Source organism: Actinomadura sp. 9N407 (assembly GCF_044326315.1).
Lineage (GTDB): Bacteria > Actinomycetota > Actinomycetes > Streptosporangiales > Streptosporangiaceae > Spirillospora.
Genome location: NZ_JBIRAW010000021.1, coordinates 48,529 through 69,358, shown reverse-complemented (window position 1 = coordinate 69,358; position 20,830 = coordinate 48,529). Strand labels below are relative to the sequence as shown.

Annotated in this window: 17 protein-coding genes; 12 read left to right on the top strand and 5 right to left on the bottom strand. The window is 69.4% G+C overall.

The genetic code is table 11. From position 1 onward, the window contains the following. Positions 1-104 precede the first annotated feature (104 nt). Positions 105-1,118, bottom strand: a complete 1,014-nt coding sequence (locus ACH34Q_RS29085; protein ID WP_395986267.1) for an NADP-dependent oxidoreductase — start codon at positions 1,116-1,118, stop codon at positions 105-107. A 68-nt stretch (positions 1,119-1,186) separates the two neighbouring features. Here ACH34Q_RS29085 and ACH34Q_RS29080 point away from each other — a divergent pair, with 68 nt between their 5' ends. Continuing rightward, positions 1,187-4,414 (top strand): BTAD domain-containing putative transcriptional regulator, encoded by a 3,228-nt coding sequence (locus ACH34Q_RS29080; protein WP_395986266.1) that lies wholly within the window; start codon positions 1,187-1,189, stop codon positions 4,412-4,414. A 44-nt stretch (positions 4,415-4,458) separates the two neighbouring features. Next, entirely contained in the window at positions 4,459-4,860 is a 402-nt protein-coding gene (locus ACH34Q_RS29075; RefSeq protein ID WP_395986265.1) for a hypothetical protein, read from the top strand. Between the two features lie 11 nt (positions 4,861-4,871). Here the strand turns inward: ACH34Q_RS29075 and ACH34Q_RS29070 are convergent, their stop codons facing one another. Next, positions 4,872-5,396: a GNAT family N-acetyltransferase gene (locus ACH34Q_RS29070; protein WP_395986264.1), complete on the bottom strand. Its 525-nt coding sequence runs from the start codon at positions 5,394-5,396 to the stop codon at positions 4,872-4,874. Positions 5,397-5,472: 76 nt separating this feature from the next. Continuing rightward, positions 5,473-9,081 carry a DNA polymerase III subunit alpha gene (gene dnaE, locus ACH34Q_RS29065; RefSeq protein ID WP_395986263.1) on the bottom strand — a complete coding sequence of 1,203 codons (3,609 nt, stop codon included), beginning with the start codon at positions 9,079-9,081 and terminating at the stop codon, positions 5,473-5,475. 282 nt (positions 9,082-9,363) lie between these two features. On the opposite strand from dnaE, the gene ACH34Q_RS29060 reads away from it, so the two are divergent. The 3 genes from ACH34Q_RS29060 (at position 9,364) to ACH34Q_RS29050 (ending at position 11,221) form a co-directional block, all read left to right on the top strand. Continuing rightward, positions 9,364-10,314, top strand: coding sequence for a LysR family transcriptional regulator (locus ACH34Q_RS29060; RefSeq protein ID WP_395986262.1), 951 nt, complete (start codon positions 9,364-9,366; stop codon positions 10,312-10,314). 77 nt (positions 10,315-10,391) lie between these two features. Beyond that, entirely contained in the window at positions 10,392-11,000 is a 609-nt protein-coding gene (locus tag ACH34Q_RS29055) for a DUF2975 domain-containing protein (RefSeq protein WP_395986261.1), read from the top strand. After that, a complete protein-coding gene (locus tag ACH34Q_RS29050; protein ID WP_395986260.1) occupies positions 11,000-11,221 on the top strand; it encodes a helix-turn-helix domain-containing protein in 222 nt (73 codons plus the stop codon). The genes ACH34Q_RS29055 and ACH34Q_RS29050 overlap by 1 nt, the downstream gene beginning before the upstream one ends. 203 nt (positions 11,222-11,424) lie before the next feature. Here the strand turns inward: ACH34Q_RS29050 and ACH34Q_RS29045 are convergent, their stop codons facing one another. After that, positions 11,425-12,411: a WD40 repeat domain-containing protein gene (locus tag ACH34Q_RS29045; protein WP_395986259.1), complete on the bottom strand. Its 987-nt coding sequence runs from the start codon at positions 12,409-12,411 to the stop codon at positions 11,425-11,427. Between the two features lie 688 nt (positions 12,412-13,099). Between ACH34Q_RS29045 and ACH34Q_RS29040 the strand changes: the two genes are divergently transcribed. From ACH34Q_RS29040 to ACH34Q_RS29010, 7 genes are all read left to right on the top strand, one after another. Beyond that, positions 13,100-14,680, top strand: a complete 1,581-nt coding sequence (locus ACH34Q_RS29040; protein ID WP_395986258.1) for a DUF222 domain-containing protein — start codon at positions 13,100-13,102, stop codon at positions 14,678-14,680. A gap of 600 nt (positions 14,681-15,280) precedes the next feature. Then, the gene (locus ACH34Q_RS29035; RefSeq protein WP_395986257.1) at positions 15,281-15,847 is read left to right on the top strand and encodes an RNA polymerase sigma factor; all 567 of its coding nucleotides are present in this window, start codon (positions 15,281-15,283) and stop codon (positions 15,845-15,847) included. After that, entirely contained in the window at positions 15,844-16,731 is an 888-nt protein-coding gene (locus tag ACH34Q_RS29030; RefSeq protein WP_395986256.1) for a hypothetical protein, read from the top strand. Before ACH34Q_RS29035 ends, ACH34Q_RS29030 begins: the two co-directional genes overlap by 4 nt. A 71-nt stretch (positions 16,732-16,802) precedes the next feature. Next, positions 16,803-17,225 carry a hypothetical protein gene (locus tag ACH34Q_RS29025; protein WP_395986255.1) on the top strand — a complete coding sequence of 141 codons (423 nt, stop codon included), beginning with the start codon at positions 16,803-16,805 and terminating at the stop codon, positions 17,223-17,225. After that, positions 17,222-18,277 carry a peptidoglycan-binding protein gene (locus ACH34Q_RS29020; protein ID WP_395986254.1) on the top strand — a complete coding sequence of 352 codons (1,056 nt, stop codon included), beginning with the start codon at positions 17,222-17,224 and terminating at the stop codon, positions 18,275-18,277. Before ACH34Q_RS29025 ends, ACH34Q_RS29020 begins: the two co-directional genes overlap by 4 nt. A gap of 77 nt (positions 18,278-18,354) precedes the next feature. After that, the gene (locus tag ACH34Q_RS29015) at positions 18,355-18,981 is read left to right on the top strand and encodes an ABC transporter ATP-binding protein (protein ID WP_395986253.1); all 627 of its coding nucleotides are present in this window, start codon (positions 18,355-18,357) and stop codon (positions 18,979-18,981) included. Next, positions 18,978-20,165 carry an ABC transporter permease gene (locus tag ACH34Q_RS29010; protein ID WP_395986252.1) on the top strand — a complete coding sequence of 396 codons (1,188 nt, stop codon included), beginning with the start codon at positions 18,978-18,980 and terminating at the stop codon, positions 20,163-20,165. The genes ACH34Q_RS29015 and ACH34Q_RS29010 overlap by 4 nt, the downstream gene beginning before the upstream one ends. A gap of 36 nt (positions 20,166-20,201) precedes the next feature. Here ACH34Q_RS29010 and ACH34Q_RS29005 read toward each other — a convergent pair whose 3' ends face one another. Further along, positions 20,202-20,777, bottom strand: coding sequence for a hypothetical protein (locus ACH34Q_RS29005; RefSeq protein ID WP_395986251.1), 576 nt, complete (start codon positions 20,775-20,777; stop codon positions 20,202-20,204). Positions 20,778-20,830 lie beyond the last annotated feature (53 nt).

The following is a 20,830-nucleotide window of genomic DNA, read 5'->3' as shown; positions in this document are numbered from 1 at the left end:
GGACAGCCGGAGCCGCCAGGACAAGCGGGGCTTGGCGCACCAACCTAGTTGATCTTGGACGCGGCCAGAGACCGGTCGGAAGTCCAGCCGGTCAGTCCAGCCGGTCAGTCCAGCCGGACGAGCATCTTGCCGGTGTTGGCGCCGCGCAGGACGCCGATCAGCGCGGCGGGCGCCTGCTCGATGCCGTCGACCACGGTCTCCTCCGCGCGCAGGCTCCCGTCCGCGAGCCATCCGGCGGCGCGCCCGATGAACTCGGGGAACAGGCCGAGGTACTCGCTCACCTGGATGCCGCGCAGCGTGAGCCGCCTCTCGACGATCCTGAACAGGTTGGCGGGGCCCGGGATGGGGTCGGTGGCGTTGTAGCCGCTGATGGCTCCGATGAGCACCGCGCGGCCGCCCGGGCGCAGGGCCTCCAGCGCCGCTTCCAGGTGGTCGCCTCCCACGTTGTCCACATACAGGTCGATCCCGTCGGGAGCGGCCTTGGCGAGCTGCTCGGCAAGGGGCTCGGCGCGGTAGTCGAGGCCGATGTCGTACCCGAAGGCGTCCACCAGGTGCCGTGCCTTGTCCGTTCCGCCGGCCGAGCCGATCACCTTGGCCGCGCCCAGCTTGCGGGCGAGCTGCCCGGCGACACTGCCGACAGCCCCGGCGGCGGCGGACACGAACACCACGTCCCCTTCCCGGACGGGGGTGATGTCGGTCAGGGCGGCGTACGCGGTGAGACCGGTCGTGCCGAGCGGGCCGAGGTAGGTGGGGGCGGGCGCAAGGGAGGTGTCGATGACGGTGGCTTCGGCGGCATCCAGGACGGCGTGCTCCCGCCAGCCCAGGAAGTGCACGACGGTCGCGCCGATCGGGACGCCGTCCGCCCGGGACTCGATGACGTCGCCGACCGCCGCGCCGTTCAGCGGGGCGCCGAGCTCGAAGGCGGGCAGGATGAGGGAGGTGCCTTCGTCCATCCGGCCCCGCATGTACGGGTCGACCGACATCCAGGTGTTGCGGACCAGGATCTGCCCTGGGGCGAGTGCGGGGGTTTCGGTCTCGACGAGGGAGAAGTCCTCCGGGCGGGGCTCCCCGACGGGACGGGACACGAGCTGGATTTCGCGGGTCTTCGCTGTAGTCATGGCCCAACAGTGCTGTTGGCGGCTTTGGGCTTCCTTTAGGTCCGCTGTAGGTCGGCTAGCCTGCGCCCATGCGATTCGGGGTGCTCGGTCCACTGGCCGTGTGGACGGACGAGGGCACCCTGGTGAAGGTGCCCGAACTGAAGGTTCGGGCCTTGCTGGCCGATCTGCTCGTCCACGAGGGGCGTCCCGTACCGGCCGACCGGTTGATCGAGGACCTGTGGGGCGGCGAGCGCCTGCCGCAGAATCCGGTCGGCACCCTCCAGACACGGGTCTCGCAGCTACGCCGCGTACTGGAACAGGCGGAGCGTGGTGCCCGCGCCCTCGTGGTGTCCCAACCGCCGGGCTACCTGCTCCGTGTGGACCCACAGGCTGTGGACCCACAGGCTGTCGATCCACAGGCTGTGGACGCGGAGCGCTGGCACAGCCTGGTGGCAAGCGCGCGCGCCACGAGAGACGCGCGAGCCAAGGCCGGGCTTTTCGCCGAGGCGCTGTCGTTGTGGCGGGGTGGATCGGCGTACGAGGACTTCGCGGATGAGGAATTCGTCCGCGTCGCGGTGGCTCGGCTGGAGGAAGAGCGCCTCGTCGTACGGGAAGAGCACGCGGAGGTACGGCTCGCGCTGGGCGAGCATGGCGAACTGGCCGGTGAGCTCAGCGACCTGGTGGAGCGGCACCCCTTGCGCGAACGGCTACGGGCCGTACAGCTGCAGGCCCTCTACCGGGCCGGAAGGCAGACCGAGGCTCTCGCCTCCTACGCCGACCTAAGAGAACGCCTTGCCGAGGACCTCGGTCTGGACCCCGGCCCCGAACTCGTCGCCGTCCATGAGGCCATCCTTCGCCAGGACACGGTGCGTTCCAACCTTCCGGCCGGCGTGACCGATCTGATCGGCCGGTCGGAAGCTGTGGCCGAGGTGCGGTCACTGCTGGAGACCGCCCGCCTGGTGACGTTGACCGGCCCGGGCGGAGTGGGCAAGACGCGGCTCGCGCTGGAAGCCGCTCGCGACGCCAATGGCGAGGTGTGGCTGGTGGAGCTGGCCGGTCTCGACCGCGCCTCGGCGACCGATGCCCTGGTGGACGTCGTGTCCACGGCCGTCGGCGTACGGGACGACGCGTCCCTGGCCGGTTCCCGTGCCGAGCCCGCCGAACGGCTCGCGTCCGCCCTCCGCGACCGTCGGCTGCTTCTGCTGCTCGACAACTGCGAGCACGTCGTGGAACAGGTGGCGGAGCTGTGTGGGATGCTCCTGCGCACCGCGCCTGGCCTGCGCGTCCTGGCGACCAGCCAGGAGCCCATCGGCATTGCCGGTGAGGCGCTGTGGACCGTACCGCCACTGGATTTGGACGCGGCGGAACGTTCCAGTGCCGTCCGGCTGTTCGCGGCACGCGCCGCCTCCGCCGCACCGGGATTCACGGTGGGACCGGACAACGTCGACGCCGTCATGGCCATCTGCCGCAGCCTCGACGGCATCCCCCTCGCGCTGGAGCTGGCCGCGACCCGCGTGCGGGCTCTCGGCGTCCACGAGCTGGCCCGGCGCCTCGACGACCGGTTCCGCCTGCTGACCTCCGGTGCCCGCGACGCCCCGGCCCGCCAGCGCACGCTCCGCGCGGTGATCGACTGGAGCTGGGAGCCGCTGTCCGAGCGCGAACGGATCGTCCTGCGCCGCCTGGCGGTGCACGCGGGCGGCTGCACGCTGGAAGCCGCTGAAGAGGTTTCCGCAGGACCTGGCTTGGACGCGTGCGCTGAATCTGGCTTGGACGTGTGTGCTGAACCTGGCCAACATGTTGGTGCCGAGCCTGGCTTGGGCGTGTGTGCTGAACGTGGCCAGCATGTTGGTGCCGAGCCTGGCTTGGACGTGTTCGATGCGTTGGCTCGCCTCGTGGACCGTTCACTCGTCGTCATGACCGACGGTCCGCGCTACCGCCTCCTGGAGTCCGTGCGGGCCTACTGCATGGAACGGCTTGAGGAGGCGGGCGAGGCCGAGGAGATCCGGCGGCGCTACGTACAGCTGCACGTCGCCCTAGCCGAACGTGCCGAGCCCCACCTCTACGGGCACGATCAGCGCGCGTGGCTGGAACGCCTGGACCAGGATGCGGCGAACCATCGCGCCGCCCTGGAAACGGCCGTGCAACTCCAGGAATCCGACCTTGCCCTGCGCCTGGTGAACGCGCTCGCCTGGTACTGGTTCCTGCGCGGGCGCCTGTCCGAGGGGCGCCGATCGTTCGACCTTGCACTCGGTCTTGGTCAGACGGCCGCCGTACGGGCCTGGCGGGCCGGATTCGCCCTGCTCGGTTGCGACGGCACCGACCCGCAGGCGCGCGAAGAGGTCACGCTCGTCGCGCAGGGGAACGTCCCAGGAATGACGGCCCGAGCCCAATGGACACTGGGCTTCGCCTACCGCGGCTTCGGCGATCTGTCCGTCACGGCACATCTCATAGAAGAGGCCTTGGCCGAGTTCCGTGCCAAGGACGAACGCTGGGGGATCGCCGCCGCACTCGCCGTACGGGCGACCATCAGCCGCGCACGCAGCGACCTGGCCGCAGTCCGCCGTGACGCGACGGAGAGCGAAGCCTTGTTCCGCGAGCTGGGCGACCGCTGGGGTCTCCTCAAGGCCACCAACAGCCTGGCCGAACTCGCCGAGATCGCGGGCGACTACCCCCGCGCGATGGCCTTGCACAGCGACGGCCTGCGCCTGGCGGAGGAGCTCGGCCTGCGGACCGAAGCCTCCCTCCGTCTCTCCGGCATGGGCCGGATCTCGCTGCTGAACGGGGATTTCGCGGCCGCCGACGAGCACCACCGGTGCGCGATGCGGCTGGCGATCGAGCAGGGCAACAAGGTCACCGAGCATTTCGCCGAGGTCGGCCTGGCCCTGTCCGCCCGCCGCCAGGGCCGTCCCGAGGCCGCCGAGTCCCATCTGCGCAAGTGGCTCGGCTGGATCCGGCAGGTCGACGGCGAGCCCGGGCTACCGCTCGTCCTCGCCGAACTGGGCTTCGCCGCCGAGCAGCGCGGCGACCGCGAAACCGCCCGTACGCTGCACCGGGACGGTCTCGCCGCCGCGCGCCGGATCGGCGACCCCCGGGCCATCGCGCTCGCGTACGAGGGCCTCGCCGGAGTGGAGAGCGACGCCGTCCAGGCCGCCCGCCTGCTCGGCGCCGCGGCCGCGCTCCGCGCCTCGGCCGGCGCGCCCCTGCCGGCCGCCGAACGCGGCGATGTCGACCGCATCACCGCCGGGATCCGCCGTTCACTGTCCGGCGAGGCCTTCACCGCAGCCTTTGAGCAACCGTACTCAGGCGATCTTGAGTAGCTGAGCTCTGCCGCGCTGGCGCGCCGCCGCGAGAGGCTCGGGGCATGACGAAATACGTCCTGGCGGCGCTGCTGAGCCTCGCTCTGACCCTGCTGAACTGGTTCGCGTGGCTGGGCTGGGACCAGCAGCGCGATGTGCATCCCGACGGCCACTCGACCGGCCCGTACGAGCCGTGGCAGGTGATCGGCCTCATCCTCGTGCTCGCGGTCATGGGCGGCATCGCCGTCTGGCGCCGACAGGCCGCGGCCGCCGTGGTCGGGGCGACGGTGGGCATGACCGTCGCCGCCGCCGTGGACTGGTCGGACGATGGCGACGGCCTCTGGGTGATCGGCGCCGGCCTGGTCGGCATCGGCACGCTCCTCGTCGGCGGGATCACGCTGGGCCTGGCGAGCATCGTGCGACGCGAGGTCGAAGGCACGGGCCAAAGCACGGGGGCACAGGGATAAGGGGCCGGGGATCAGGGGAGGTTTAGTGCCCAGGTGTAGAGGGTGTAGCTGCGGCGCTCGCCCTGCACCACGTCGGGAGCGGCGTCGGTGAGGGTGAAGCCGGTCGCTCTGGCCACCGCGATGCTGGGGTGGTTGTCGGCCTCGATCTCCAGCATCAGCCGGGAGAAGCCGAGCGGCTTGTGCGCGTGCTCGATCATCAACCGGAGGGCCCGCGACGCCAGGCCTTGCCCTCGGTACGCGGAACCGACGCCATAGCTGAGGGTGCTCCGGGCCAGGTTGAGCTGCACCTCGCCCTTGGCCTTGTGCCCGTCGGTGGTGATGGCCAACTGGACGCGCTGCAGCTCCGCGCGGGCCTGCCGGGCCCGGTCCAGGTAGTCGCGCGCGGCCACGAGGTCGAAGGGCGAGGCCAGCGGCGTGCGGGAGGCGATGTCCGGGTCGTCGAACAGCTCCACCAGGGTGGTCAGGTCGTCGTCCGTCCACTCGCGCAGGACCAGGCCGTGCCCGGTGAGCGTGAGTGCCGGGGAAAGCTTGTTCACAGAGATCTCCCGTCCGCCGGCCGGTCGCCCCCTGCACAAGTTACTGCCGCTTCGCTCGGCCGAGCGGCCCGGCGGGTCAGGTTCTGCTGACCGAATTCGGGCCCAGCAGGGACTTGATGTCGCCGTAGAAGGCGGGTTCGGGCCGGACCTGGAACCAGCTCAGGTCGTACAGGACGTCCTTCACCCCGGGGCCTTGCCGTCGCAGGTGAAGGTGCACCGGGGACGGGCCGGGGTGGGCGGCCAGGATGTGCTTCAGTTCCTGGACGAGCCGTGCGGTCACCCTGCTCTCCGCCACCGTGATCACCACGGGCTCGCCGCCGGCCGCCCCAGTGGTGTCCAGAACAGTGACGTCCAGGACGGCGACGTCCTCGGCGTAGACGCTCGTCGTCTCGTCCCGGACGTTGACCCGGCCTCGTACGGACAGCACCTGGTCCTCGGCCAGTGCCTGGCCGTAGAGCAGGTAGCTCTTGGGGAAGACCAGGCATTCCACGGCGGCGTCGTGGTCTTCGAGGTTCACGATCGCCCACGGGTGGCCCTGCTTGGTGACCTTGCGCTGGAGGCCGGAGACGATGCCGCTCACCCGTACCGGCCCGTCCTTGCGCCCGGACGCGAGGAGTTCGGCGATGGTGAGGTCGCGGTTGGCCTCCAGGACCCGTTCCGTACCGTCGAGGGGATGGCCGGACACGTACAGGCCGAGCATCTCCCGTTCGTAGGCGAGCAGCGTGGCCTTGTCCCATTCGCCCTCGGGAACGGTGATCGCGAAGCCGTCACTGCTCGTGCCGTCCGTGGACGCGCCGGTGGACGGGCCGGCAGATGCTCCGGTGGACGCTCCGAATAGGGAGTCCTGGCCGTGGGCCTGGTGGCGCTTGATGTCGATGACCAGGTCGACGGCCTGCTCGTGGACGGCGACGAGGGCCTTGCGGTCGTGCCGCAGGCCGTCGAACGCGCCCGCCTTGGCCAGCGACTCGATGACGCGCTTGTTGCAGACGGCGGCGGGGACCTTGGCGAGGAAGTCGTTGAAGCCGGTGTAGGGGCCTTTGCCGGTACGGGTCGCGACGATGGCCTCGACCACACCGGCGCCGACGTTGCGGATCGCGCCCAGCCCGAATCGGATGTCGTCGCCCACCGCGGCGAAGTCGAGCGCGCTCTGGTTGAGGCACGGCGGCAGGACCTTGATGCCGAGGCGGCGGCAATCGGAGAGGTAGACGGCCATCTTGTCCTTGTCGTCCCCCACGGAAGTGAGAAGCGCGGCGAGAAATTCGGCGGGATGGTTGGCCTTCAGGTAGGCGGTCCAGTACGAGACGAGGCCGTACCCGGCGGTGTGCGATTTATTGAAGCCGTAGCCGCTGAACGGTACGAGGACGTCCCAGACCGCTTTGACGGCCTCGCCGGAGAAACCGCGTTCCCTCATTCCGGCCGAGAACTTGCCCCATTCGGCGTCCAGGACCTCTTTCTTCTTCTTGCCCATCGCCCGGCGCAGCATGTCGGCGCCGCCGAGCGAGTACCCGGCGAGCTGCTGCGCGATGGCCATGACCTGCTCCTGGAAGACGACCAGGTGGTACGTGTCGCCCAGGATCGGTTCGAGGGCGTCCGCCAGCTCGGGATGGATGGGCTCGACCTTCTGCTTGCCGGTCTTGCGGAGCGCGTAATTGGTGTGCGCGTTCATCTCCATCGGACCGGGCCGGTACAGGGCGTTCACGGCGGCGATGTCGGTGAAGCCGGTCGGCCGCATCATTTTCAGCAGCACACGCATTCCGCTGCCGTCCAGCTGGAAGACGCCGAGCGTGTCGGCGCGGGCCAGCAGTTCATAGGTCGTGGGATCGTCCAGCGGTATTTCGGAGATGTCGATGTCGACGCCCTTGTTGGCCTTGACGCCCGCGATCGTGTCGTGGATGACCGTGAGGTTGCGCAGGCCGAGGAAGTCCATCTTCAGCAGGCCCATCTCCTCGGCCTGCGTGAACGGGAAACCGGTGACCACCGGGCCGTCCGCCTTCGGCCGGGCCAGCGGGAGGACGTCGAGCAGCGGTTCGGAGGACAGGATCACCCCGGCCGCGTGCACGCCCGTCCCTCGGGTGAGGCCCTCGACGCCGGCGGCGGTGTCGAGGATCCGCTTGACCTCGGGCTCCTCCTCGTACATCCGGCGCAGCTCCGCGGCCTCGCCGTACCGGGGATGGCCGGTCTCGTGGACGGCGGCGAGCGGGATCTCCTTGCCGCCGTCCGCCGCCGGGAACGCCTTGGTGATCCGGTCGCCGAGCGCGTACGGCAGCCCCAGCACCCGGCAGGAGTCCTTGACCGCCGCCTTGGCCTTGATCGTTCCGAACGTGACGATCTGGCAGACCCGGTCGGCCCCGTACCGGCGGGTGACGTAGTCGATCATCTCCTCCCGGCGCCGGTCGTCGAAGTCCAGATCGACGTCCGGCATGGTGATCCGTTCGGGATTGAGGAACCGCTCGAAGATCAACTTGTGCTCGATCGGGTCCAGCTCGGTGATCCCCGTGCAGTACGCGACCATCGAGCCGGTGGCCGATCCGCGTCCCGGGCCCAGGCCGATGCCGCTGGCGCGTGCGTACCGGCAGATGTCTGCGACCACGAGGAAGTAGCCGGGAAAGCCCATGTCCTCGATGACCGAGAGCTCGTAGTCGATCCGGTCGAGGGTGGCCTGCGGCGGGTCGCCCTTGTAGCGCTGCCGCGCGCCGTCCAGCGTCTCCTTGCGCAGCCAGGACGACTCGGTCTCGCCGTCCGGTACGGGGAACCTCGGCATCAGATCCCGATGCGCGAACACCTCGCCGTAGTCACCGACACGTTCGGCTAGCAGCAGCGTGTTGTCGCAGGCGTCCGGGACCTCCGCGTCCCACATCGCCCGCATCTCCTGCGGTGTCTTGATGTAGTAGCCGCTGCCCCCGAACCGGAACCGTTCCGTGTCCGCGAGCTGCTTGCCCGTACCGATGCACAGCAACGCGTCATGCGCGCCTGCCTGGGACTCGGTCACGTAGTGCGAGTCGTTGGTGGCCAACGGCGGCAGGCCGAGCTCCTTGCCGATCCGCAGCAGGTCCTCGCGTACGCGGCGTTCGATCGCCAGGCCGTGGTCCATCAGCTCCAGGAAGTAGTTGCCCTCGCCGAAGATGTCCCGATACCTGGCGGCCGCTTTGACGGCCTCCGCGTACTGGCCGAGCCGGAGCCTCGTCTGCACCTCCCCGGACGGGCATCCGGTGGTGGCGATGATGCCCGTACCGTGCTCGGCCAGCAGCTCGTCGTCCATCCGCGGGTACTTGCCGGCCCGGCCCTCCAACCAGGCGCGCGACTGGAGCCGGAACAGGTTCCGCAGGCCTTGCGCGTCGGCGGCCCACATCGTCACATGGGTGTAGAGGCCGCGCCCGGAGACGTCACCGCCCAGGCCCGTCTCGTCGTTCGACTTGCGCAGCGCGCGGTTGTCGCTCCAGAACACCGGCTCACGATGGCGCCGCGACGCCGGGGCGAGGTACGCCTCGATCCCGATGATCGGCTTGACGCCCGCCCTGCCCGCCGCGTGGTGGAACTCGTACGCCCCGTGCACGTTGCCGTGGTCGCTCATCGCCACGGCCGGCATCCCCTGCCGCGCCACCTCGTCCATCAGCGGGCCGACCTTCGCGGCGCCGTCCAGCATCGAGTACTCGGTGTGCACATGCAGGTGCGCGAAGGAATCCACTCACCACTCCTCGCGGTTGTAGGGTCGTCTCCCGATTCGCGCCGTCGCCGCCGGATCCCGGCAGGGTCGCCCCCCGGGTTCCGGCAGCACGGGTGTCCTCGGTTTCGCGCCGTCGCCGCCGGATTCCGGCAGGGTCGCCTCCCGGGTTGCGGCAGGTGCCGTCTGCGAATTCCGGCAGGTGCCGTGCCGTCTCCGGATTTCGGTATTCGATCTGAAGGAACGCCTGCACGTCCAACAATCGACACCCCACAACGGCACAACCAACAGGTGTAGGAGCAGCTGATGGACCTGGACCTCGGCGCGGTCCGCGCGTTCGTCGCCGTGGCCGACGACCGGTACTTCGGCGAGGCCGCGGTACGGCTCGGCGTGAGCCAGCAGGCGATCTCCAAGCGGATCGCCAAACTGGAGTCCGACCTCGGCACGACCCTGTTCCGCCGCTCGCACGGCGGTGCCGAACTGACCGAGGACGGCGCGTCGTTCCTCACCCACGCCCGGGCCCTGATCGGCCTCGCCGACCAGGCGGTGGAACTGCTGCGCACCCGGCACCGCAGGCTCCGCGTGGACGTGCTCGCCTCGCGCATCGCGCCGATGGACCTGGTCAGGGAGTTCCATGAGGCGTCCCCGGACGTGACCATCGACATCGTCACCTCGGCGGGCCTCACCGACCGGGTCGCCGAACTGTCCAGCGGTACGGTCGACGCCGTGTTCTGCCGAGCCGTGGGGCTGCCGGGATCCGAGGAGGGCCTCGCCGAGGACATCGAGTGCACGCCCGCCTACCTGGACTCGATGCACATCCTCGTCGGCCGCCGCCATCCTCTCGCCACCCGCCGGTCGGTCCCGATGTCCGACCTGGCGGGGCTGACGGCGTGGATGAACAACAACGAGCGCGAGAGCGAGTGGGCCGACTTCTACCGGATCTTCAGCTCCACGTTCGGTGTCGGCATCGACCCGTCCGGCCCCAACTTCGGCCTGGACCACAGCGTCGAACGGATCGCCGCGTCCGACGACCTCGTCACCTTCGTCGGCGAGAGGGTGCGCGTCCCCTGGAATCCCGACGTCGTCCAGATCCCCATCGTCGAACCCGTGCCGCTGTTCCCGTTCTCACTGCTCTGGCACAAGCACAACCGGCACCCGGCCCTGCGCCGGCTCGTCGCCCACATCCAGAGCAACCACCGTCCGCTGGACCCGTCCCGCGAGTGGCTCCCCGAAGCGGACCGCGCCGCCTTCCTCTGAACGCCCTGCTTCCTTGACAAGGACATATCGTTTATCGTTACTATCGAAAAACGATATCTCCTGAGCCGGGAGCGAGCATGAGCATCAAGTCCCGCTGGGCCTGGATCGACGACCGCGTTCTCGAAGTGACTCTCGGGCTGGCCTTGCTACTGGTCGGCCTCATCGGAGCGGCGTTCCCGATCCTCGGAGTGACCGGGCCGCTGTCCCCGGTCGACACGCGCGACGTCCACCTCGACGGCGTCGCCGACATCCCCGGAACCACGACCTCGGGTGCCGTGACGCTGCGCGGCAACGACACCGCCGAGTTGGTCTTCGCCGCTCCCGACCTCGGGCAACGCGTCCTGCTCGTCCTTCCCGGGCTCACCGCCACGGTGCTGGCCCTGACGATCCTCGGCCTTCTTCTGCGGATGGCTCGCACGTTCCAGCAAGGCGACGCGTTCGTACCGCAGAACGCGCGGCGCCTGAACGGCATCGCCCTCGCCGTACTGCTGATCGCCACCCTCGTACCGCTACTGGACACCGTCACCACCGAAGTCCTCGTCAGCGGCAGGCCAGTGGAATCGGCGATCGAGAACACCTATGAGGTCTCGGCCATCTGGTGGCTGGTGGCGCTTCTCATCGCCGCCACGGCCGGAGCGTTTCGGCATGGCACCCGGCTGCGCGCCGACACCGAAGGCCTGGTCTGATGCCGGCAGACGAATCGCACCAGATCAAGGTGCACCTGGACCGCCTCCTGACCGAGCGCGGCATGACCCTCGCCGAGCTGGCCGAACGGGTCGGGGTGACCGTCGTCAACCTCTCGATCCTGAAGAACGACCGCGCCAAGGCGATCCGCTTCACCACCCTCAGCGCCATCTGCCGCGAACTCGACTGCCAGCCCGGCGACCTCATCACGTACGGACGCTGAACCGCGAACGGACACTGAGCCGCATACGGAGGCTGAGTCCCGTACGGACGCTGAGTGGCGTACGGGTGCTGAGTAACGTACGGGTGCTGAGTAACGTACGGGTGCTGAGTAACGTACGGGTGCTGGGGCCTGCGGGTGCCGAGGCGCGTTTGGCGCTGGATCATGTGCGGGCAGGCGAGCAGTGAACGTGCGAGGTCACCGCGCTAGGGAGTCAGCTCCCACATCCGCATGATGTTCTCCCGGCCTGCACTGATGACGACCTGGTGGCCGTTCAGCTCGGTCATGCGGATGGCGAATATCTCGTCCTGTCCGCGGAATGGTTCGCCTAGCAGCCGGCGCCCTGCCAGATCCCATGCGCAGACCGTGCCGTCCTTGGCGCCGGTGACCGCGACCGCGCGGCCGTTCACCAGGCCGGCGTCCAGGCACGAGATGTCACCGCCAGGGACGGTGAGCGGTTCGTCCCAATCGCCGGTGTCAGGGTCGCCGACCAGCAAGCTCCGTCCACCGACCGCCACGACGCGTGTACGGTCGCCACTGGCCACCAGCGCGAAGTCATGCGGCTGGTTTTCCAGACGGTTGAAAGTGGCGAGCGCCCGTCCGGCGTCGATGTCCCATACGAGCACTCTGCGGTTCATGCCGTTGGCCACCAGAACCGGGCGGTCGCGCAGCATTCCTGCCGCGACGGCGCTTGCGGCGTAGGAGACGGCCTCCAACTCTTCCACCTCGACAAGGGAGTCGTAGGGCGAGAGGTCCTCCTCCAGTTCCTCATCGGCTTCGGCCACCGACGGGTCCCATAGCTGAACGGTCGGGCCGGATGACAAACCCACGACAAGCAGCGTGCGGTCACCGAAGACGGCCGCGGACGTGAAGATCACGCCGCCCTCCTGTGCCGACAGCCGCAGCTGGCCGCTCTCCAGGTCCCACTGCGCGAATCCCTGATGATCGCCGCCTCCGCCGATCACGATCCGGCCGTCGACCACCGCGGCCCCCAGCGCGGTGAGTTCGGTGGAGTCGGCTTCCGGGAGCGCGGGAGCGTCAAGCTCGTGAACGGTCCACTCGTCACTCGCCGGGTCCCAGGTGAAGGCGCGACGACTCCGATCATGCGTGCCGACCAGAAGAGGTCGGCCATCGTGTACGACGATGTCGAAGTCGTGGATCTGGCCGTCGAAGGGAAGCCTGGCGGCAATCACGGACCGAGGTGGGAGCATGCCCGGGATCATAGGCGGGCCGCGGCTCGGTGATCATCGGTTTGATCCTCATCGGTTTGACTCTCATCGGCGTGATCCTCATCGGATCCGGCGAACGTGTGTGGCCGGTGCATAGGGGATGGTCCGAATCGCCCTCAGCCCGCATATACCTGCGCCCCTCCTCGCTCGGGCTCAGGTATATGCGGGTTGAGCCTTCTTTTCTATCGCTTCTCTATGGCTGCGCTGGGTGGACGGCTGAGGTGACCTCTTTGTGTAGTCGTACGTCGCGAAGGTAGGCGCGGATTGTCGTCACGTTGGTTGGGGTTGCAGGTGGGCGAATTTGTTGATCTGCGGCCAGGTGCATATGACGCCTTGCGCATTGCGGTACCCCGCGCCGCCCGTCACCCTTACACACTTACCTCAACCACCACCGCAACCAACGTGACGCCCGCCTGCTGCTGAGCGGCAGATGAGCGCAGGGCGGCAGCGGCCACCCCAGCCTCCCGCCTACCCGAGCCACACCATTTCGACAGAAAAAGACCTGACGGTGATCGCTGAGATCAAGCTGGGGTTGTTGAGGGTTCAGTGTGGAGAGTGAGGTGGCACACACAATGGTTGTTTGTTCGAGATCTCATTGTGATCTTTTCGAGTCATGCATTATTATGGGACTCTGATGGGAGGTGGGTGGGCAATGGTGCAGATGGCGGCTATTTTTGATGTCGGTATGGCGCTCGGTGAGAAAGAATCCCGATCCTGGTCCATGCCCGACTCCCATGCTGCGCTGTTGTCGCCCGAGCGGGAACGGTTTTCGGATCTGTCCGAGACCGAGTTGCTCGAGGCCGCCGCTTCCGCGCGCCGCCAGACCTCCTGGGCACAGGCCCGTGAGCTCGCGGCGATCGCCGAGCTGTACCACCGGCGCCGCCGAGCCGAAGACGACGACCAGAGCGGGGGCCAGGGTGATCGCGACCCCCGTGTCCTGTCCGCACACGAATCGGTGGTGGAAGAGGTTGCGGCGGCGCTGACCATCACCGGCAACGCCGCCGGCACCCTGGTCCATCTGGCCGACCGGCTCAGCACCGACCTCGCCGGTACCGGTGAGGCTCTGGAGGCCGGGCGGATCGACTTGCCCCGGGCCCGGGTCATCTGCGACGTCACCGATGGTCTGCCCGAGGGTCTCGCCGAACGCCTCGAAGCCGCCGTGCTGGACGCGGCGCCGTCCCAGACCACCGGGCAACTACGCCGACGACTCAAGCGCATCACCCATCGCCTGGCCCCCGACCAGGTCGACGACCGCAAACAGCAGGCCGTGCAGCGACGACGCCTGGAACTGTGGGAAACCGCCGCAGGCACCTGCGACCTCGCGCTTCTGGACCTGGCACCCCAAGACGCCCACGCCATCTACAACAAGATCACCGCAGCGGCACGCGCCCTGATCGCTGACGGCGACACCCGCCCCCTCAACACCGTGCGCGCCGACCTGGCCCGGGAACTGCTCAACGGTGCCCGGCTCCCTGACGCCATCCGCGCCCAACTCCAAGCAGCGGCCGCAGAGACAGAGGCAGAGGTCTCAGCCCCCGATCCGCGGCCATGCGCCCAGGGTTCGCCCACGGTTGCTCCCGGGCCAGCGTTCAGCGCTGCCCATCAGGTGCCGCCGCTTTCTTCAACGCCAGCGGTGTCCGATGGTGAGCCACTCGCCGATCCGGGCATCATGGCTGCGCCGGTCCGTCCCGCGAGCCTGGATGAGCGCGTTGCCACGCCTGGGGATGAGGTGGTGATCGCGGTCGTGGCCGGGATCATCGAGCAGAGACTCACGGCGATACGAGACCACGTGCGGGCCGTCGGCAGGATGGAAGCACTACCGAGACTGAGCGCACGAGCCGTACAGGACGTCCATGACGCCCTCGTCGAACTCCGCGACACCCGCTGCCAAACCGCTCAAGCCATCCACAACGCAGAGGCCACAGATGCCGCCACCGGCGCGCACGGGCGGCCCAGCTACCGCCCGCCCGCCCAGCTCCGGCGGCTGATCCAGGAACGGCACCCCACCTGCGTCTTCCCCACCTGCAACATCCGCTCCAGCCACTGCGACCTGGACCACACCACCCCCTACGGCAAAGGCACCACCTGCGCCTGCAACCTCGCCCCACTATGCAGACGCCACCACCGAACCAAACAAACCAGCGGCTGGACACTCCACCAACCCTGGCCAGGCCTACTCGTATGGACCACACCCACCGGCACATGGCACATCAACCGACCCGACAGGCAGTAAGGCCCCGTTACTGGAAGGGCTCGCCGGGCTGCCACCTCAGTTCCAACAGCCTGGTCCAGTTCCGGCGCCACTGTGACGCACGGGACGCCATCTCCGCGCGTAGCCCGGCAAGGTGGAGGCGGAATCCCACCCACCAGGCGGGCAGATGGTCGTAGCGCGGTCGGCCGTGAACACACCGGTCGTGAGCGTGATCGATGTTGCGCCCAGGTTCGCGCGTATCCACTCGACGACCTCGCTCGTCCGGCTCGACGCATGGCACGGGGCAGGGCGGGGCGGGACGGGACGCGTTTCGCATTGTCTTCGCGATCGCTTCTTCCACCTGCTCATGGTCCAGGATGTGCACGCGCCGCCCGGCGGGCTCGCTGGTCCCTGCGGGAGTTCTGGCCGTGGCGTGCCGGGCGTCACGCCGAGTTGCCGCGCCAAGTCCAGTGCTCGCCGGGCGCCGCCGAACTGCGCTACGGCGGTCAGGACGAGTGGTTGCGTGCAGTGGCTGAGTGGCTGAGTGGCTGAGTGGCTGAGTGGCTGAGAAAAAGGGTCTGTTGCGTGAAACGGCGCCGTCCGGCCGGACATTTACTGAGGTGTACGGCGAAAGGAGGCGGTGTGGGGGACGCATCGGAGGAGCGGCGGCGCTTCGAGGAGATCTACGCGGCGCACTACGAAGCGATCTCCCGGTACGCGCTCCGCCGTACCGGATCGCCGGACGACGCCGTCGATGTCCTGTCTGAGACGTTCCTGACGGCCTGGCGCCGCCTTGACGCCGTACCGGACGGGGACGGGACGCTGCTCTGGCTCTACGGCGTCGCCCGCCGCGTTCTCGCTAACCACCATCGGGGCACGGTCAGGCGGGAGCTGCTGATCAGTCGGCTGCGCGGGGAGTTCCTGGAGGCGGCGCCAGAGCATGCGGTGGCGGAGCAGGCGGTCGCGGACGAGCTGCGCGCCGCGTTCGGGCGGCTCTCGGACGACGATCGCGAGCTGCTGGCGCTGACCGGGTGGGAGGGGCTGCGTCCGGCCGAGATCGCGGAGGTGCTGGGCTGCCGCGCGGCGGGTGTCCGGGTGCGGTTGCACCGGGCGCGCAAGCGGCTCGCCGCCGAACTCGCCAAGGAGGGGTTGGACGCCGAACGGTACGGAGCCCCGGCGGTCGCCATGACGGAAGGAGCGCTCGGATGAGCCTCGACGACATCATCAGGCACGCCGAGCCCGCCCATGCCGTTCCGCCGGCGGGTGAGGGGAGCCGCGAGCTGCTCGACGCGATCATGTCCACGCCGCGAGAGGCGGAGCGGGTGCCCGTGGGGCGCCGGTGGCCCCGGCTGCGGTTCATGTTGCCGCTCGTGGCGGCGATCGTGCTGGTCGGCTGGCTGCTGCCCGTCGTGCCCGGCATCGGGCCGAGCCCTGCTGCGGCCGCGCTCGACATCAAGAAGGAGGGCGGCTACTACGTCGTCACGGTGAAGGACCACTTCGCCGATCCCGAACGCTACAGCGAGCAGTTGCGCGAGCTCGGCCTGGACGTCCGGCTGGAGCTGGGGCCGGTGTCGCCGGGGATGGTGGGGATGATCTTCACGCCGTACGACCCCAGGCTGAACGGACTGTCCTCCGGGGAGCAGGCCCGCCGCACGGATCTCATCGTTCCGATCGAACGGCCCGGCGCGTGCGCCGCCGTCGAGCGGTGTGCCATCGGGGTGAAGATCCCGGTGGGCTATCGCGCGTACGAGGGCCCCGAGCACCGGGGACCGGCCGTCATCTCGCTGGGCCGCAAGGCACGGCCAGGCGAGCGGTACAAGGGGTTCGGCCAGCTCAACGGTCCTGGGGAGCCGCTGCAGTGCCGGGAGTTCGCCGGCCGGACGGTGGCCGAGGTGGTCGCGATGCTGCGGGGGCGCGGCGTGACCGTTCCGAGGATCGCGGTGCCGCTCAAGGGGGCCCGGTCGTCGGTACCGGGCTCCTGGTACGTCCACGAAGGCTGGCTGACCGAACCGGGCAAGGCTCTCCTGGTGGCCGATGTGAGGCCGTCCAGGCAGACCCGTCCAGTGCCCACCGACTGCCCGAACGGCTCCTGAGCCACATCTCCTGAACGGCGTGTACGCACGTCGCCTCGCTTCGCCATGCCTGAAATCAGCAAGGAGCTCACATGAAACGTCTGTCCATGCTGCTCGTCGTACCGCTGCTGGCGCTTGTGGCCTGTGGTGGTGGCTCGTCCGGTGATGGAGCCGCCAGTGCGGCCCCCTCTGATGCCGCGAACCTGAAGTACAACAAGTGCCTACGGGAGAACGGAGCGAACATGCCCGACGATCCCAAGGACATCCCGCAGGGCGGAGTGGAGATCCCCGACAAGGCGGTGAACGCCTGCAAGGGCCTCGTACCTCCAGGTCAGACGATCGACATGAAGGACCCGGCCGTGCGTGAACGGTTCGCCCGGTTCGGCAAGTGCATGCGCGAGAACGGTTTCGACATGCCGGACGACGCGCCTCCGGACATCCATCTCAAGGACCCGGCGAAGTGGGAGAAGGCCTCGAAGGTCTGCTCCCCCATCCTCCAGGAAGGGCGGAAGTGAGGCGGCTCGTCGCCGGAGGCGTGGCGGCGGTGGCCCTCGCGGCCGCCGTCGCGGGGCTGGCGGTCCGTACGGGCGAGGGAGGCGCGGCGGCTGCCACGTCTCTGAAGGGCGCCACGGCGGCGATCACCCGGGGCGATCTGGTCGATACCAAGTCGGTGGACGGTTCGCTGACGTTCGCCGGAGAACGTGGCATCGCGGCGACGGCGGCGGGTGTCGTCACCTCCCTGCCCGCACCCGGTCGTGTGTTGCGGCTGGGAGCGGCTCTCTATCGGGTGGACCGCCGGCCGGTCGTTCTCCTGTACGGGAAGGTGCCGCTCTACCGGCCGCTGCGCCAGGGCATGTCGGCCGGTCCCGACGTGACCCAGCTTGAACGGGCCTTGCGCAGCCTGGGATATGGCGACGGCGTCACGGTCGATCGCACGTTCACCGCGGCCACCGCACGCGCCGTACGCGAGTGGCAGGACGGCGCGGGCCTGCCGGAGACCGGGACGGTCGACGCATCGCAGGTGGCTTTCCTGCCGGGCCGGGTGCGGATCACCGAGGTCAAGACGGCCGTGGGGGACAGGATCGGCCAGGGGCGGCGGGTGCTCACGGTGACGTCCACCGAACGCCTCGTCCACGTCGATCTCAAGGTGTCGGACCAGGGCCTGGTGGACGAGGGCGGCCGCGTCACCGTGGAGGTTCCCGGCGGCGGCACCGTCCCGGGAAGGATCACCTCGGTGGGAACGGTCGCCGAGAAGCCCGCGGGTGAGGAGTCCGGGGAGCCGACGATCGATGTCGAGATCGAGCTGACCGGGAAACCTGGGCCCGGCATGCTCGACCGGGCGCCGGTGACGGTCACCCTGGAGCGCGAGCGGCGCCGGAACGTCCTGACCGTTCCGGTCGAGGCGCTGCTGGCGCTCCGCGAGGGCGGTCACGGTGTCGAGGTCACCTCATCGGATGGAACGCTCCGGGTCGTCCCGGTACGTACCGGCGCGTACGGAAGCGGCCGCGTGGAGATCTCCGGTACGGGTCTGCGCGAGGGCATGAAGGTCGGGGTGCCGTCCCTGTGATGGTCGAACTCACCGGCGTCACGCGGTGTTTTCCGAATGCAGGCTGCTACGGCGATCGCGTCGAAGCCCTGGCGGACGTGGACCTCGCATTCGAGTCCGGCGAGCTGGCCTGCGTCATCGGGCCGTCCGGCTCGGGCAAGTCCACCCTGCTGCATCTCGTCGGCACGCTGGACCGGCCCTCGTCGGGTACGGTCCGCATCGCCGGGCACGACACCGGCGGCCTCTCCGATCGCCGGCTGTCCGCGCTGCGCGTGGCGTACATCGGCTTCGTCTTCCAGCAGTTCCATCTGGACCCCGGGGCGTCCGCCCTGGACAACGTGGCCGACGGGCTTCTCTATGCGGGTCCGGCTCTGCCCGAACGCCGCGAGCGGGCCGCCGCTTCGCTTGAACGGGTCGGCCTCGGCCACCGCCTTGACCACCGTCCCGACCAGCTCTCGGGCGGCGAGCGCCAGCGGGTGGCCATCGCCCGCGCGGTCGTCGGCGACCCGCCGCTGCTGCTCGCCGACGAACCCACCGGCAACCTCGACTCCGCGTCCGGCGAGGAGGTTCTCGTCCTGCTCACCGGCCTGAACGCCACCGGCACCACGGTCATCATGATCACGCACGATCGGGAGGTCGCCGCCCGCTGCCCGCGCCGCATCGCCGTCCGCGACGGCCACGTCGTGGCCGATACTCGGCGGCGGACCCTTGGGAAGGCGCCATGAGCCTCGTTCCTGTCCGGCTGCGCCCGCGCGATGTTGTTCGGGTGGGCGCCTCGGGCCTGCGGGCTCGTCCTGCCCGGGTGGCGCTGTCCGCGCTGGGAATCGCGATCGGCATCGCCACGATGGTGTCGGTGATCGGCATATCCGCGTCCAGCCAGGAGGAACTGCTGCGCCGCCTGGATCGCCTCGGTACCAACCTGCTGCGCGTCCAGCCCGCCGAGCGGATCGGCGGCGGTCCGGTGCGGTTGCCGGCCGACGCGCGGGCCAGGACGGAACGGATCGGCGCGGTCGCCTCGGCGAGTGCGACCGGCCGGCTCGACGCCTCGATCCGCCGTACGGACCGCATCCCCGAGGCCGACACCGGCGGTATCGAGGTCCTCGCCGCCGACCTCGGCCTGCTGCGCACGCTGGACGGCCGTGTCAGGGTCGGGAGCTGGCTCAACGGCGGTACGGCGCGCTACCCCACCGTGGTGCTCGGCTCGGTGGCGGCCCAGCGGCTCGGCATCACCCGTACCGGCGTGCAGGTCCACGTGCAGGACCGCTGGTTCACGGTGACGGGCGTTCTGGAACCGCTGCCGCTGGCCCCGGAGATCGAACGTGCCGCGCTGATCGGCGTCCCGGCCGCGCAGGCGCATCTCGGCTACGACGGCCACCCGACGACCGTGTACGAGCGTTCGTCCGAGGGGTCCGTCCGAGAGGTCCGTGACCTCCTGCCACGGACGCTGAGTCCGGAGGATCCGTCCGAGGTCGCGGTGTCGCGTCCCTCGGACGCGCTCGCCGCACGCGCCGCGGCTGCGGGAACGTTCACCGGCCTGATGCTGGGCCTGGGCGCGGTCGCCCTGATCGTCGGCGGTGTCGGGATCGCCAACACCATGATCATTTCGGTGCTGGAGCGCCGCCGCGAGATCGGACTGCGCCGTTCGCTGGGTGCCACCCGGGGCCAGATCCGGGTCCAGTTCCTCACCGAGTCGCTCCTGGTCTCGGCCCTCGGCGGGACCGCGGGCCTGGTCCTGGGAACGCTCGCCACCCTGTCGTACGCCCTCGTCCAGGGATGGCCACCGGTCGTACCCCTCTGGGCCCTCGCCGCCGCGACCGCCGCGACCCTCCTGATGGGCGGGCTCGCCGGCCTCTATCCAGCCGTACGAGCCTCCCGCCTGGCCCCCACCGTCGCTCTGAGCAGTGCCTAGCGCGATCCCCGCGCAAGAGCTTTCACTGACCGTTCGTCATCCCAGCCGGTGAAGATCCAGGGATTCACCGTCGAACCTCCAGCGCCGGACGCTGCCATCGGCATCGACCTCGATACCGCGAGGACCGGTGAAACGCATGGTCACCTTGCTCACCTCCACATAGCTGCCGACCTCGATCGCCTGGGCCGTCAGCCCGTCCCCGTCCCGCAGCCACACCGTGTACCGCGTGTCCACGGGAATCGTCGTCCCCCCGATCAGGACGAGCCGGTGAGAACCGAACGGTGAATCGACCGTGGACCTGACCTTGATGTCGCCGGCGGGCATCGTCGTGAGCACGACGAGGACGTAGCCGACAAGGAGGCCGGTGCCCACCGCCAAGGGGCCGATGACCAGGCCCGCGACCTGCGCCGGAAGGCGTGGCCGGCCGATCGCCAGGAGGATGAGCCCCGCTCCGCCCGCGATCAGGGCCGCCGGGACGAGTGCCCAGAACATGTCATGGTGGAAGAGCCTGTGGTTCCAAGGGTTCCACTCGGCCAGGACGAGGATGAGGCAGCAAAGGCCGGTCAGCGCGAGGGCGCCGAATCCACTCGTCCGGTGTGCTGTGCTGGGCATCGGCTCTCCCGATCGTGGTGCTCGCGAACCCGCCCGGTACTCGCGCCTTCGGC